General features: G+C 55.1%; 12 protein-coding genes and 1 tRNA gene. 4 read left to right on the top strand and 9 right to left on the bottom strand.

Features of this window, described 5'->3' with window-relative positions; all coding sequences use genetic code 11:
* Positions 1-48: 48 nt before the first annotated feature.
* Together AB1L30_RS01650 and AB1L30_RS01645 are read left to right on the top strand one after the other, a co-directional pair.
* Positions 49-1,299 (top strand): rhomboid family intramembrane serine protease, encoded by a 1,251-nt coding sequence (locus AB1L30_RS01650; protein ID WP_367011584.1) that lies wholly within the window; start codon positions 49-51, stop codon positions 1,297-1,299.
* 30 nt (positions 1,300-1,329) lie between these two features.
* Positions 1,330-2,277 carry a rhomboid family intramembrane serine protease gene (locus tag AB1L30_RS01645; protein ID WP_367011583.1) on the top strand — a complete coding sequence of 316 codons (948 nt, stop codon included), beginning with the start codon at positions 1,330-1,332 and terminating at the stop codon, positions 2,275-2,277.
* 59 nt (positions 2,278-2,336) lie between these two features.
* On the opposite strand, the gene AB1L30_RS01640 is transcribed toward AB1L30_RS01645, so the two are convergent.
* Positions 2,337-3,563 (bottom strand): thioredoxin domain-containing protein, encoded by a 1,227-nt coding sequence (locus AB1L30_RS01640; protein WP_367011582.1) that lies wholly within the window; start codon positions 3,561-3,563, stop codon positions 2,337-2,339.
* A gap of 1,146 nt (positions 3,564-4,709) precedes the next feature.
* On the opposite strand from AB1L30_RS01640, the gene rho reads away from it, so the two are divergent.
* Positions 4,710-5,894, top strand: coding sequence for a transcription termination factor Rho (gene rho, locus AB1L30_RS01635; protein WP_367011581.1), 1,185 nt, complete (start codon positions 4,710-4,712; stop codon positions 5,892-5,894).
* Between the two features lie 62 nt (positions 5,895-5,956).
* On the opposite strand, the gene AB1L30_RS01630 is transcribed toward rho, so the two are convergent.
* From AB1L30_RS01630 to AB1L30_RS01605, 6 genes are read right to left on the bottom strand one after another with little or no spacing between them, the layout of a single operon-like run.
* Positions 5,957-6,697 (bottom strand): prolipoprotein diacylglyceryl transferase family protein, encoded by a 741-nt coding sequence (locus AB1L30_RS01630; RefSeq protein ID WP_367011580.1) that lies wholly within the window; start codon positions 6,695-6,697, stop codon positions 5,957-5,959.
* Entirely contained in the window at positions 6,694-8,202 is a 1,509-nt protein-coding gene (locus AB1L30_RS01625; RefSeq protein ID WP_367011579.1) for a radical SAM protein, read from the bottom strand. The genes AB1L30_RS01630 and AB1L30_RS01625 overlap by 4 nt, the downstream gene beginning before the upstream one ends.
* 35 nt (positions 8,203-8,237) lie before the next feature.
* On the bottom strand, positions 8,238-8,609 hold the full coding sequence (locus AB1L30_RS01620; protein WP_367011578.1) for a hypothetical protein: 372 nt from the start codon (positions 8,607-8,609) through the stop codon (positions 8,238-8,240).
* Positions 8,610-8,612: 3 nt separating this feature from the next.
* Entirely contained in the window at positions 8,613-9,077 is a 465-nt protein-coding gene (locus AB1L30_RS01615; RefSeq protein ID WP_367011577.1) for a hypothetical protein, read from the bottom strand.
* Positions 9,077-9,730 carry a hypothetical protein gene (locus AB1L30_RS01610; RefSeq protein ID WP_367011576.1) on the bottom strand — a complete coding sequence of 218 codons (654 nt, stop codon included), beginning with the start codon at positions 9,728-9,730 and terminating at the stop codon, positions 9,077-9,079. Before AB1L30_RS01610 ends, AB1L30_RS01615 begins: the two co-directional genes overlap by 1 nt.
* Before the next feature lie 39 nt (positions 9,731-9,769).
* Positions 9,770-10,306, bottom strand: a complete 537-nt coding sequence (locus AB1L30_RS01605; RefSeq protein WP_367011575.1) for a hypothetical protein — start codon at positions 10,304-10,306, stop codon at positions 9,770-9,772.
* Positions 10,307-10,506: 200 nt separating this feature from the next.
* Here AB1L30_RS01605 and AB1L30_RS01600 point away from each other — a divergent pair.
* Positions 10,507-10,588, top strand: a tRNA-Ser gene (locus AB1L30_RS01600).
* A 93-nt stretch (positions 10,589-10,681) separates the two neighbouring features.
* Here the strand turns inward: AB1L30_RS01600 and AB1L30_RS01595 are convergent.
* Together AB1L30_RS01595 and AB1L30_RS01590 are read right to left on the bottom strand one after the other, a co-directional pair.
* Entirely contained in the window at positions 10,682-11,584 is a 903-nt protein-coding gene (locus tag AB1L30_RS01595) for a tyrosine-type recombinase/integrase (RefSeq protein ID WP_367011574.1), read from the bottom strand.
* Positions 11,585-11,954: 370 nt separating this feature from the next.
* Positions 11,955-12,200 carry a helix-turn-helix domain-containing protein gene (locus tag AB1L30_RS01590; RefSeq protein ID WP_367011573.1) on the bottom strand — a complete coding sequence of 82 codons (246 nt, stop codon included), beginning with the start codon at positions 12,198-12,200 and terminating at the stop codon, positions 11,955-11,957.
* Positions 12,201-12,720: the final 520 nt, after the last annotated feature.

Below are 12,720 nucleotides of genomic sequence, written 5' to 3'. Positions count from 1 at the left end.
ACGGCGAATACCCGTTCAACCTTCCTGCTCCTCGTACCACATGGCCCCATGGTATTCATCCCTCACGGCACCGACGCCCCGATCTACCATCCGCCGATCGCGACGCTCACGATCGTCGTGCTGAATGTCCTGCTGTTCTTCGCCACCCCGTTCGTCCATCACTTCCAAGAGTTCGATCAGGCCCATCGCCGCCTGGGGCATACGATCGCGGATTGGACGTTTGAAGGGGGTGGCTACGACGGGCCCGACGCCTACAAACTTCAATATGGTGTCGGCCTGAAGCCTTGGCAGGGGATCACTTCGACCTTTCTGCATGCAAACATGATCCACCTGCTGATCAACATGGTCTTTTTGTGGATGTTCGGCATGATCGTCGAAGGCAAGATTGGCTGGCCGCGTTTCCTGGCAATCTACTTTGGCATCGCGCTTTTGCGTGGCATCCTCGCACAGCTTTTCTGCATCATCTTTTTACCCAACCTGCACACTGCCTCGATGGGTGCATCCAGTGTCGTATTTGGCCTGATGGGGATCGCCTTGGTATGGGCTCCTCTCAATACAATTCAAGTCACATTTGCCGGCAATCGATATCGTACTCAGCAAGAGGTCTCGGAAGTCGATGTCCCAATCTACGGCTTCGCAGGCTGCTTCTTATTGATTGAAGTAATCTACACGCTGGCCATGCTGCAACGTCACGGCATCATCGCCCCCACGGCGCACACACTCCACCTTCTTGGAACGATCCTGGGCCTGGCAATTGGCGTGGTGATGGTCAAACGCAACTGGGTCGATTGCGAGCACTACGATATCTTCTCGGTCTGGGCGGGTCGTCACACGATGAAACCGGAAGAACGCGATCCGGAAGGGGTTGCCCGGAAGCAGGCCAAAGTGGTCGAGCAGGGCGTCAAGCAGATTCGTGAGATCCTGGCCGCAGGGGACAACCCGCAACTTGCCTATCGAGCTCACATCAGCATGCGCGAGAAATATGCCAGTTGGAGTTTGCCTGAGAAAGAGTTCTTGATCATCATCAAGCAGCTTTGCGACCAGCAGTACGAAAACGACGCGGTGGCCGCGATGGAAGAGTACTTGAAAGCAGGCCGGCCAAAGCAAAACCAGGTTCGCCTTAAACTCGCTTCGATGCTTGTTGGTTCGATGGCCCAGCCAGGCCAGGCGCTGCGAACCCTGGTCGCGATCAACTACGATAAGCTAAGCCATCGCGAACGTCAGATCTATGACGACATTTCAGCGAAAGCCAAAGCTCGCAGAATGAACAATGCCGCCGCGAACGAACTCGAATTCTAGCCAACTCTTTCCCTCCGACTGGTCTGCCTCGTGTCTTTCGATCTATTTGAACGACGTCGTGGGATTCGAATTCCGCACGATATCTTCCCCAGTGCCAAGTATCCGCCGGTGATCTCGGTGGCGATCATCGTGCTGGTCGGCCTTTGCGTCATCGTCGATCCCTATCTGAACTTTCGCCTGCCATCGCAGTCGAATTCCATTCCTCCGTTAACCGAAGCAGAGGAAGCGAGACTCAGCGACCTCCAGTTTCACATCGCGCGGCTTCAACAGAACCCACGTGCTACCAGAATGCGTGATCCTTCCGGCGTCGGGCAGCTTTCGCTGAAAGAGGCAGAGACACAGTTCGATGCTTTGAAGAAGCAAGCCCGCGAACATGAAGCTCTCGAGCCGATCCATCCGTTCACACTGCATCTGGGAAAGGGGCTGCAACCGGTGCAATGGTTCACCGCTCCCTTTCTGCACAGCAGCTACGTCGCGTTGCTCTTCAACTTGTACATGCTGTGGATGATGGGACTGATCGTCGAAGGAAAGCTTGGCAGGTGGAAATTCGGTTTGCTGTTCCTGCTGCTGGAAGCAATCAGCAACGGTCTGATTCAATGGAACTCGTTGGGTGTCACGAATCCTGTTCCCCCGATGACCTGCGGCATGACGACAATCATCTTTCTGCTGATGGGAATCGCTTTCTTCATCTCACCCAGCCGCAACATCCTGATCGCGACACTCACGCGCCATCACTGGCGAGATGATCCGATGGATGACGACGTCACCTTCAGCTTTCAATCACCCTTCTTCCATTTCGGGATCCTGCTGGGGTACGGCTTTATCCTGTATCTGTTCGACATCAGAGCGACCGTGTGGGTCGTTGCCCCAATGCTCGGCTGGTTTGCCTTGGGCATGGCAATCGGCGCGATCATCTCTCGATTGAATATCCCTGGCGATGACGAACCTGACCTGGTGGACTTTATCATCGGCGTATGAAAAAAGCCCCGCTTATAACAAGCGGGGCTTTTTCGTGGAGAATGATCGGTGGTCGTCGACTAGCGGTGCATGTTCTGCGAAGCCATGGCTTGCTGTACCATCGACGAGTAACGCTGTGGATCGCCCCAGAAGGCCTGCAGGCTTTCTTCGCTGCTGAACAGGTAGAGCGTTCCGCGATAGGTCAAACCGAAGCGACGATCGCCAGGAACGACTTGGCCCTTGCCGAGGTAAGCGACTGGATCGATACCCGACATGACCGGGCTGAACTTGTTTGGATTCGACAGGAACTTCTGCTGATCGGCTTGCGACGAGAAGAGGTAAACCTGACCTTGGTGCTGAGCACCCCAGCGTGGATCACCCTTCTGCCACTTCATCTGCTCGACCAGAGTCACTGGGCAGTAACCATCCATGGCGAACTTAGGCTGGCCTGGCTGAGCAGCCGGTGCCGCAGCAGGAGGAGCCGATGGAGCAGGGGCCGACTGGCGTGGTGGCATCGCTGGTGGAGCGACTGGCTGCTGGTTCGAGGCAAACTGCGACGAAGCGGGAGCGGCTGCCGGGCCTGGTGCCGAAGCGGCTGGATTAGCCGGAGCAAAGCGACTTTGTGAAGCTGGTTCGGCTGGCATGCCTGGCTGGGCGTTGCCGCCATGGGAAGCGAATCGCGAGTAGTTCGACGGTGCAGCGGCAGGCTGCTGAGGAGCCATGCCATTAGGAGCAGCCGCTGGTGGAGCGGTGCTGTTGCCCGAGAAGTTCGAGTAACGCGAGCCACTCGCGGCGACACTAGGTTCTGGCTGCTGTGGTGGTGCTGGCGAAGTGACCGGGGTGGTGTTCGCGGCCTGGGCAATCATGCGGTCAGATTGAGGACCAGCATTGGGATTCATCTTGGCTGAGACCTGAGCCAGGACGGTGGTGTAGCGGTTCTGATCCTGCGGGCTGATCATGCGGTAAACGATCTGACCGGCAGGCGTGATCACCACGTCTTGCGGCCAACGATCGACACCAAATTCTTTGGCGACTTCCGGCTCGCTGCTGGCGTTCACCTTCACTGGAATGTAGTTACGTTCCAGTTCTTGTGCGAAGCTGGCTTGCGAAAAAACATTCGCTTCCAGACGACGGCACGGCGGGCAGTTATCCCCATAGAAGTGAATCAGCACGAGTTGATTCTGAGCCGCGGCAACACGCTTGGCCAGATCAACACTTGGTGCCCAGCGAACGGCGTCCTCGGCGAGAATCGTCGTCTGCATCGCCAACAAGAGGACGAGGGCGGTATTTCGGATAATGGACGACATGAATGAACGAGCCCCGGTAAGCGAGTTCCAAAGATTGGCTTGGTTCGGTTTTCCATGGGGTGATATCGGGACGGCTGCAAAGGGAAATGCATCGAAAATGCCGGTTTTGCGGAATTTCCTGAATGAAATTGCCGAGACAGTCGCGTGGTAGCTACCAGTTAGAGAAACTGGCGCGGCGATAAGTCACCTGGGCACAAAGGTTTGCTACGACTCCGCAAAATTGCTTGCAGAAAAAGAGAATGTATGTCGATGGAATAAGAATGATAGCTTGACACGTTCTGGTAAATCCTTATGATTCCAGTAGTTTGATCGTCATTGGTCTGTCCACGAAACTTCGCGTTTCACCCCATTGGAGCCAATGACCATCCTTTCTGCTCAACGGCGTCGAACTGACAATGATCAGTTAACGTCAAGTTCTTCGAGCAGGTACGGTTTTCTTTTTGCGGCCACGGCGTTAGGTGGCTAGTTTGAAAACCAAGGAAGCTTTCAGTTCTTCAGGGAACTGTTTCGGTTACCATTCGACCTCACTCGGGTAACTAGCTCTTGCCAGGCAACTAGCAACGGCTTCTCCGATGTGGGCTTTGAGTAGCCACCGATTTTTCATTTGTGACTCGATTGGTAACGGAATTACCTCTCGGCAATCATACATGGCCAGCCAGCTTGCCCTCGGGCACCCGGCATGGTCGTAAGTCGCAATTCTCACGAGCAACTTCGCTTTCGATGAATTGCAACTCGGATACCTCTCACGCAGCGACATTCCAGGCGGAATGTTCCGTCCCCAGGCTGAGAGAGGTGTGTGGGCAAATTCGCAGCGGCCTGATGCCGGTCCTCGGCAAAGGCAGGGCGAGTTTTTCCAGCTCCCAAGGCAAAAGGAATCTTTCAAACACGTTCAGGTCGTAGTCCCTTACCAGGGATGCAACCTCAGGAATCTGTACCCGCGATCCGGTCTACTTTCTAAAGTCCCGGGTCGAACCTGACTTCTGTGATTAGGTAGTTTTCATGTCAAACAAACGGCAGACCCGCTCGAAATCGGGTGGGCGACGGCGCGGCAACAGCGGCGGTTCTCAGTCTGGATCCGGATCGGGCCCCAAGGGTCGCGGACGATCCGGAGGAGGACGTCGCCGATCTTCTCCGCCAAGCTCGAATGTGCCACGTAACAATCTCGACAACGAAGAATTTGAACCAGGCGAACCAATTCCATTGGAACCTGGCTATGGTCTTCTCGAGATGCACCCCAATGGCTACGGGTTCCTCCGCAGTCCCGCCAACAACTATGCTCGCGAACGCACCGATCCATTCGTGCCTGGCACAATGATCGAACGTTATGGACTTCGCGAAGGGGTGATGATTCGCGGCATGATCCAGCGTTTCCGCCGCGGCCAAGGTCCTCGCCTGCGAGATGTCTTCGATGTCGATGGCATGCTGCCAGAAGACTATTTGAATGTGAAGTCGTTCGACGACCTGACTCCGGTCAATCCTTCCCATCACTTGAGGCTGGAATACGACGGCGGCCCACTTACCAACCGCGTCGTCGATCTGTTGACTCCGCTTGGCAAAGGCCAGCGTGCGTTGATTGTCGCTCCGCCACGTACCGGCAAGACGATGCTGCTGCAGAATGTCAGCCGCGGTATCACCGCCAACCATCCCGATGTGAAACTGGTCGTGCTTCTGATTGACGAACGTCCGGAAGAAGTCACCGATATGCAGCGTAGCATCAAGGGTGAAGTCATCGCGAGCAGCCTCGACCGCGATATCGAAAGCCATGTTCGCTTGTCGCAACTGGTGATCGAACGTTGCAAACGTCTGGCCGAAGCAGGTCAGGACGTCTTCTTACTGCTCGATTCGATTACGCGTCTGGCTCGTGCTTTCAACAAATGGGTTGGCGATAACCGCGGCAACAATGCCATCATGTCGGGTGGTATCAACGTCAAGGCCATGGACATCCCGAAGAAGCTGTTCGCAACGGCTCGTTCGTTTGAAGAAGGTGGTTCGCTCACCATCCTCGGTACGGCTTTGGTCGACACCGGCAGCAGGATGGATGAAGTGATCTTCCAGGAATTCAAAGGAACCGGCAACATGGAACTGGTTCTCGATCGCAAGTTGGCCGACCGCCGCGTCTGGCCGGCGATCGACATTTCGCAGTCGGGTACCCGTCGCGAAGAACTGTTGCTTAATCCGGAGACTCACAATGCCGTGATTGCTCTGCGTCGTACGTTGACCTCGATGCACCACATCGATGCCATGGAACAACTGACCAAACAGTTGACCAAGTACGAGAACAACGACCAGTTCGTGAGCTTGATCGCCAATAGCCGCGATCGATATCAATAAGATTGTTCGGCTGTCGCCGCGGCGAGAACAACTTCACCGCGGCCTTGCCGGCACAAAGCAAATCAACGAGAGCCGTCCGATATGGGCGGCTCTTTTGCTAGGGCATCCAGTTGCTGCTGATCGCGCCAGATCAGAAAAGCAAACAGAGGAATCGCCGCGATCGCTGCCCACTGATAGGCCGTCAATCCCCATGCGAACGTTGGTTCTGGTCGCAACCATTCGGTGAAGAACCGGAACGTCATGTAGGCGATCAGGTAGATCTTAAACAACTGCCCCGGGAAGCATTTCTTCTTCCACAGCACGAAGAAGACCACAGCGCATGTCAGGTGAAAGATCGATTCGTAGATCTGCGTTGGATGGCGGAGCAGGGTGCCGCCATCGGGTGCCAAAGGAAACGCAAAGCTCCAAGGCAGATTGCACTCTTTCCCGAAACAGCAGCCTGCCATAAAGCAGGCCCAGCGTCCGATGCCAATCGAAACGGCCACCGGCACCACAAAGCTGTCGCCCGTTTTGGTGCGGATATCCATGACCCACTTGGCCAGTTCGACGCCGAAGTAGCCGCCCAGCAGTCCGGCGATGATTGTCTTGCCATGCGCGAACCAGGCCGTGCCATCCATCAGCCCGTTGTAGTCGTACAGGGCGAAAGGGAGCTTCGCGCCGATCATAGCGCCGCAGAAACCACCGACCGCAATCCCCAGTTTTTCCCACCGAGCCAGTTCGAGCTTCTCTTGAAACAACCGCAGTAGCACAAAGCCGACCGTGATCGCCACGCCCATGATGGCCATGTAAATGACTTGATTCATCCAGAGATCTCAGCAGTCGACTTGAGAGGCGGGAGCGGCACGTGCCCGTCGCGATAGAGCACATTGTAGGCACAAAACGGAACGACATGTCCGCTTGGCAATAGATGATGCACGCAGCACTTCATCACCCGGCGGACGTCAAAGTTGTAGACGTCGAGGAACGAGGTGATCATGATCCGGAAAACATCTTCCGCACCGATCTGTTCCTGCATGGCCCGGGAAAAGAAATCGACGGCCGCCTCGGCATAGCGTGGGTCAGAAGTGTTTAACGCGCCGATCAATTCTTCGAGCGGGCTCTTGGAACTTAGAACGGTCAGAGGCATGCCACTACTCTCGGAAGAGGAGGGCGGGGCACAACTGCCGCCAGGACAACAGGCCTCGCGCACCAGATAGCGTTCGAGCAGATCCTTCACCGCACCACGCTGAAAGGAAATCCCGCCTGACAGCAGATCGAGATGCTCGGCCGCTTTGATGAACCGCATCAGCGGAACGAGTTCTCCCTGGCGACGGTACGCGTACGACATTTGATGGCAGTTGGGATGGGCACAGGGGAGCGGCATGAAATCGGCTTCGGTATACATACCACCGGTTTGTTCGACAATGCCGCGAATCACATCTGGAAACGTGATCCGGTTTTCCAGCTCTTCCGGCAACACGTGCCGCCCGGAATAGGTTGCCGGCTGTAGGCTCAAACCGGTGATCCAAGGCCGGGCCGCACAGTACTCGACCAGCTTGCCAAGTTCGTCGTCGTTCACGCCTGGCTGCAATGTCGCAACCAGATTCACATGCAGGCCCGCTTCGCCGCAGTTCTCGACCGCCTTCAATTTGGTTTCGACCAAGGCTTCGCCACGCAGCTGGAGCGACGTCGACTCGCGGAAACCATCGAACTGCAAATAGACCTCGACGCGATCCCGTCTCGCCGCGAGAAAATCGATCAAACCAGGATCGTGCGCCAGGCGAATTCCGTTGGTGTTGATCATCACGTAGTCGATCGGGCGCGAGAGAGCGTAATCGAGAATTGCCCTGAAGTCGGGATGAATCGTCGGTTCGCCGCCCGAGAGCTGCAGCACTTCCGGCTTGCCTTCCACTTCGACGTAGCGGTCGATCGTTCGTTGGCATTCCTCCAGCGTCAAATGCTTCCCGCCAGGACCACTGGCGGCGTAGCACATCGGACATGCCAGGTTGCAGCTCGAAGTGATCTCAAGCAAGCCGATGCACGTATGCTGCTCGTGCTCGGTACAAAGCCCGCAGTCGAGTGGACACCCTTTGGAAGGCTCGACACCAAAGTCCCGCGGAATCTTGCCAGGCACATTGAACTGAGCTTGATCGTACCAGGCCACGTCCGAGCAGACATAGTCATCGCGTTGGCCATGCTCCGGGCATCGCTTGCGGAAGTAAACCCGGTTACCGCGTGTGATGATCTTGGCCGGCACAACGCCATGACATTCGGGGCACAAGCTTTGTGTGATTCCCAAAACGGTGTAGTCGCGGAAGTTGTAGTTCATCAAAGAATCTTTCTTGGTCCCAGGCTCAAAGCCAATCAAAGCGATTGGTACTGCGACGCGCAGTAGAAAAAGGCAATGACAAACGCCATCACGACTAGCCCAAACATTCCAGCCGCTACGCCCAAACTAGCCAGCCCTGAAATCATTCTGCCTGCCGGCGTATGGATGCGACGGCTATAGACGACCAGCCACCACAAATTCAGCAGCAAGACTGGCGTTAGCAGCAAAATAATTCCCCACCGTACACCAGGAATTATGCTGGAGAAGGCGATCAGCCCGGCAATCATCAGCACAACGCAGATGCCGACGCCCACCGGTAGCCAGGCATACCAGTGCGGTTGTTTCCGCGGTTCTTGATCGGGGTCAAGTGACCCATCTTCCCCCGGACCACCTTCGAAAGGTTCCATGATTTATCTCCCAGCTAGCCCAGCGAATAGCATCAAGCAGAACGCAAACAGTGCGATAATCCCAGCGATACCCAGTAGGATCATCGCCCCCACCGTGACGATCAACGTCGAAAAGATCTCGGAGATCGTCCGGAAAGCTTTATTTTCACTTTGCGAGCCCTGGTAAATCACGACGCCACAGGCCACCGCAATCGGCAGCACAAAGATAGCGAAGGTTATCAACGCTCCGGCACTATCCGACGCAACCCCCAGCGCAACCAAACAGGTTGCGATGATCAGCAGAGCCAATGCCAGGTTTGGTACCCAAGGTCGACGCGTCGCTGGCATCGGAGGTGGTGCCAGCAATTCTCCTTCAACTACTTCCTCTCCCTGATGCAGCGGATGCCGGCAGATCCAGCAGTTGTTGGCGAACGAGTTGTTCTCTGCACCACACTCGGGACAAGTCACATGAGGCAAATCGGAACGCATCAGGTGGTCTCCTTCGCCTCGGCACGTTCGACGCGTGCATGGTACTCTTCAGCCAGTGGCCGACTCAGCCGCACGATTTGCCCAATGACCAGGCCGGTCGCGGCCAGGCAGACGAGCATGCCTTGCTGATAGATCACTGGTACAACATGGTCGGCATCGAACCAGCTTGGGTCCTGTATCCCAACGGCAGCCATGAACCCAGCCATGCTTCCCAAGGTAGCGAACCAGACTAGCCGCAAATCGAAACGGAGGCCTGCCATCGCGATCACGAGAAAGAAGCCGCCCATCAGTGCCGATCGCATCGGCCCACCGGTCGACGCGATGACGGCCGTGACGGCCAGCAGATCGACCGCTGTCGTCAGGAATGCAAGCCAGCCAGGCAGCACCCGCTTCAAAATCAAAAGCAGGGTCAACAGCGAAACCACCAGCATCAGCACCGAAATAATGGTGAGCCGACGATGCATCTCGGCAAAGGTTTCTTGAACCTCCGGCGTCTCTCCGAAGTGGGAAACAAGGTGGAAGCCGTACAACACCACGACCGAGACGGCCCGAATCACCAACGCTCGGAGCTCTCCGGCATAGGCCTGCCAGCGCCGGACAATGAACCATTGCCGATCCGCGACATCCTTCGACACATCCGACGAACTGTTCATGAGGTCGTAACTTTCTTGGCAGACCAGGCGAAGCGAACGTTATTCGGCATTCTCTTCCTTATCGACAAGGCGGCGTGGTCTGTCCGGAATAACTTTCATCGTATATCGATAACAAAGCACAATCATGGCGATCCCAGCCGCCAATCCCAACGGCACGCCACCAAGCAAGGCCGTTCCAAATCCGTAGTCGTCGGTTTTGGGAAGAGTGTATAAGGCGATCGTGGCGCCGGCTAAACAGACCGCATAAAACGCGATACCAGCGGCAATCACGACTGGGATTGTCATCAATACCGAAAGGATCACCAGGCCGAGCTGATGGCCAATGGTTGGCCATTGTCCGGAATACTCGGCATCGCGTCCCAGTCGCAAAAAGAATCGGATATTAGCCGGCACGAGCACCAGAGCCGCGAGAAGCGCCAAGCCTGGCGCCAGGAAGAGCAATCCCGTGACCACTGCGATCGTCAGTGCCACGGCCAAGTAAAAGATGACGTAAGAGCGGCGACCTGCGACCGACGCGATTTCCCCTTCGGATTGGGGCGACTGAAACGGATTAGGATCGCGAGAGGGCTCGGTCATGGTTTGGCTAAGATCAGTTTCGGAAGAGGAGTTCGCCACAAGATTGGTACTTGCCCGACCATCATACGCGAAAAGGGCCCCCATTGCGGTCAATTTCCTCTGCCGCTATTTTCTAAAATCAGTCGATCAAGTAAGATGCACCGTGAACCTAGAGCCCCCGTCAGGCTTCCCTTTATGGGATGCTTCACGGTGTATCTGCTGGAGGGTAAGCGAATGGTTAGCGGTCACATTGGAAATGTGATGCCCCGTCAGGGGTTGCGAGTTCGAGTCTCGTGCCCTCCGCTTCGAGCCAAGGCCGTCAACGTAACCTGTTGACGGCCTTTATTTTGCGCCGATTGCTTCATCTTCGATTCTCCTAGTTGTACTAGTTTTGTACTACTTTAACGGATCGTTATCTTCCGTTGTTTTCCGGTACGTCCCGGAAACAAGTTTCATCATATTTTGGGCCTCCTGATCATGCACATGGACGTAGTAGTCCAGCACACGATCGTCCAGCGTTCCCACACTGCGGCGTATCACCTCACGCGGAACTTTCAGATCAATCAGGGCATGCGTTACGAAAGAATGCTTAAAGGTATGGAGATGACCTTCCAGGCCGAGTTCATCCGGGATTCTCCTGAGATAAGTTAGCAGCGTACGTTCGGAAATCTGCCGTCCCTTCTCGGGATAGCGGGCAGTTGGCTTGGCCGTAAATACCCAACGGTACTTTTTCGGCATCTGCCCAAACATCTCCTTCATCCGTTCGCTCATATGGAATACCCGTTGTTCTCCGGTTTTGGGTTTCCAGCCCTGCTTGGGTTGAATATGGACAACCCCCTTCTCAAGATCCACATCTTTCCAAGTTAGCCAGCGTCCCTCGCCGAAACGCGCTCCGCTATCTGCGTAGAAAATCAATGGTTCCAGGAAAGGCGATCTGGCCTTATTCAATATCGCCTGTACCTCATCTCTAGACCAAACTGGCTGAATCGTCCGGGGGGGCTTGCGAATTTCGAGATCCGATAGTGGATTCTCGCGAATGAGCTTTCGCTTGACGCAAAAATTCACGAGCTGCTTGATAGACACGATGTCGTTCGTAATCGTCTTCGGAGCAGCGGGTTTTCTCTTTTCCGCCGTATTCCCGGCAATCCGATCCGCGCGAAACGCATCTATCAGATTTAAGTCAACGTCAGATACCTTCTTGACGCCACGATCTTTGGCAATCTTTTCCAACAGATCAAAACAGAACTGGTACTTGTCGAGCGTTCGGGATGCACGCCCCTTTGCTCTCAAGTGGTTCATGTACAATTCGATAGCTTCTGAGATAGCAGGGACCTTGCTTCGCCACTTCAATTGCCCATTGACTAGGTCTCGTTCCTCAGCCAGAGCTCTGCTACGAGCTTCCTTTTTGCTTCGTGTCTTTAGGGAATGACGTACCTGTCGTCCCTCCCAACTGTAGTGAATCCACCAAAACTGGCCGCGCTGGTAGATACTAACTATTTCGCCGACTTGCTCGTACTCTACGCGAGACTTCTTATCATCTCTTTCTTTCACTTGGCTAATCATCGTTGGGGGATAGTCCAAATAGGCATGGCACACTGACGTTGTCCGTATTGCCAGGTTCGATGAACGTCGAAACGTGCCATCGCGAGAACTTCGGCTAGACTTCGATTCAATCTGTGAAGAACCACAAGACGAATCGGTCGCGGAAGAAACGGACATGCTTTCCCTTCTTGGAGGTAAAAGCGTCCAAGTGGCCACGTGACTTCCAGTCACGGATCGTGCCTTCGGGAACGCCAAAAAGCTCCGATGCACGCTCTAGAGTCAAAATTGGCGGAAAGCGCTCGGCGACCGTCGGGTCCGCAAACGCTTTGAAAATTTCCTCGATCGTCAACTTAGATTTAGAACCTTGTGACATCGAATAGCTCCGAATGGCCTTGAAACGGTAGGGCAAACTGCCGACAGAAGCAGTATGCCATAGACAACCGAAATCCCTTCACGGAGCAGAGGGGGAGCACTCAGGTAGCAGAAGAGCCGTCTCTGAGTTCCCAACATATTCCCTCACCGGTACCATCTCCTAAGAAACGGATAGAAGTGAGGCCTTTATTTAGTGACTTTATGGCATCGTTTACGCGTCGTCGTCCGGTATCTGTGTCAAGCGGATCGTCGATGCGATAGGGCCATCCGTCCTCTTCAAAAGCACTCAGAATACGGACCAAGTTTTTAGCTTGCCCCAGCTTCTTAACCTGGCGAATTAACTGGCCGCGGTAGAATAGTCGACCACTTTCAGAATCCCATGAAGTGGACCCCAATTTTCGGACCACGGGAGCCGGTTTCTTAAGTGGATTGCTGGGCTCCAAGTCGCTGGCTGGTGTGGACGGTCCACGGGGTTCGATTGCCTAGCGACTGGTGAGGGCGTTCGTGGCTATAGAATTTGA

Origin of the sequence: Bremerella sp. JC817 (assembly GCF_040718835.1) — a bacterium.
Classification (GTDB): domain Bacteria; phylum Planctomycetota; class Planctomycetia; order Pirellulales; family Pirellulaceae; genus Bremerella.
This window is presented reverse-complemented; position numbering and strand designations above follow the sequence as displayed.

Coding starts and splice junctions, on each gene's coding strand:
- AB1L30_RS01650 (WP_367011584.1), top strand. CDS start 49: ATGGTATTCATCCCTCACGGCACCGACGCCCCGATCTACCATCCGCCG.
- AB1L30_RS01640 (WP_367011582.1), bottom strand. CDS start 3,563: ATGTCGTCCATTATCCGAAATACCGCCCTCGTCCTCTTGTTGGCGATG.
- AB1L30_RS01630 (WP_367011580.1), bottom strand. CDS start 6,697: ATGAATCAAGTCATTTACATGGCCATCATGGGCGTGGCGATCACGGTC.
- AB1L30_RS01625 (WP_367011579.1), bottom strand. CDS start 8,202: ATGAACTACAACTTCCGCGACTACACCGTTTTGGGAATCACACAAAGC.
- AB1L30_RS01620 (WP_367011578.1), bottom strand. CDS start 8,609: ATGGAACCTTTCGAAGGTGGTCCGGGGGAAGATGGGTCACTTGACCCC.
- AB1L30_RS01615 (WP_367011577.1), bottom strand. CDS start 9,077: ATGCGTTCCGATTTGCCTCATGTGACTTGTCCCGAGTGTGGTGCAGAG.
- AB1L30_RS01610 (WP_367011576.1), bottom strand. CDS start 9,730: ATGAACAGTTCGTCGGATGTGTCGAAGGATGTCGCGGATCGGCAATGG.
- AB1L30_RS01605 (WP_367011575.1), bottom strand. CDS start 10,306: ATGACCGAGCCCTCTCGCGATCCTAATCCGTTTCAGTCGCCCCAATCC.
- AB1L30_RS01595 (WP_367011574.1), bottom strand. CDS start 11,584: ATGAACCACTTGAGAGCAAAGGGGCGTGCATCCCGAACGCTCGACAAG.
- AB1L30_RS01590 (WP_367011573.1), bottom strand. CDS start 12,200: ATGTCACAAGGTTCTAAATCTAAGTTGACGATCGAGGAAATTTTCAAA.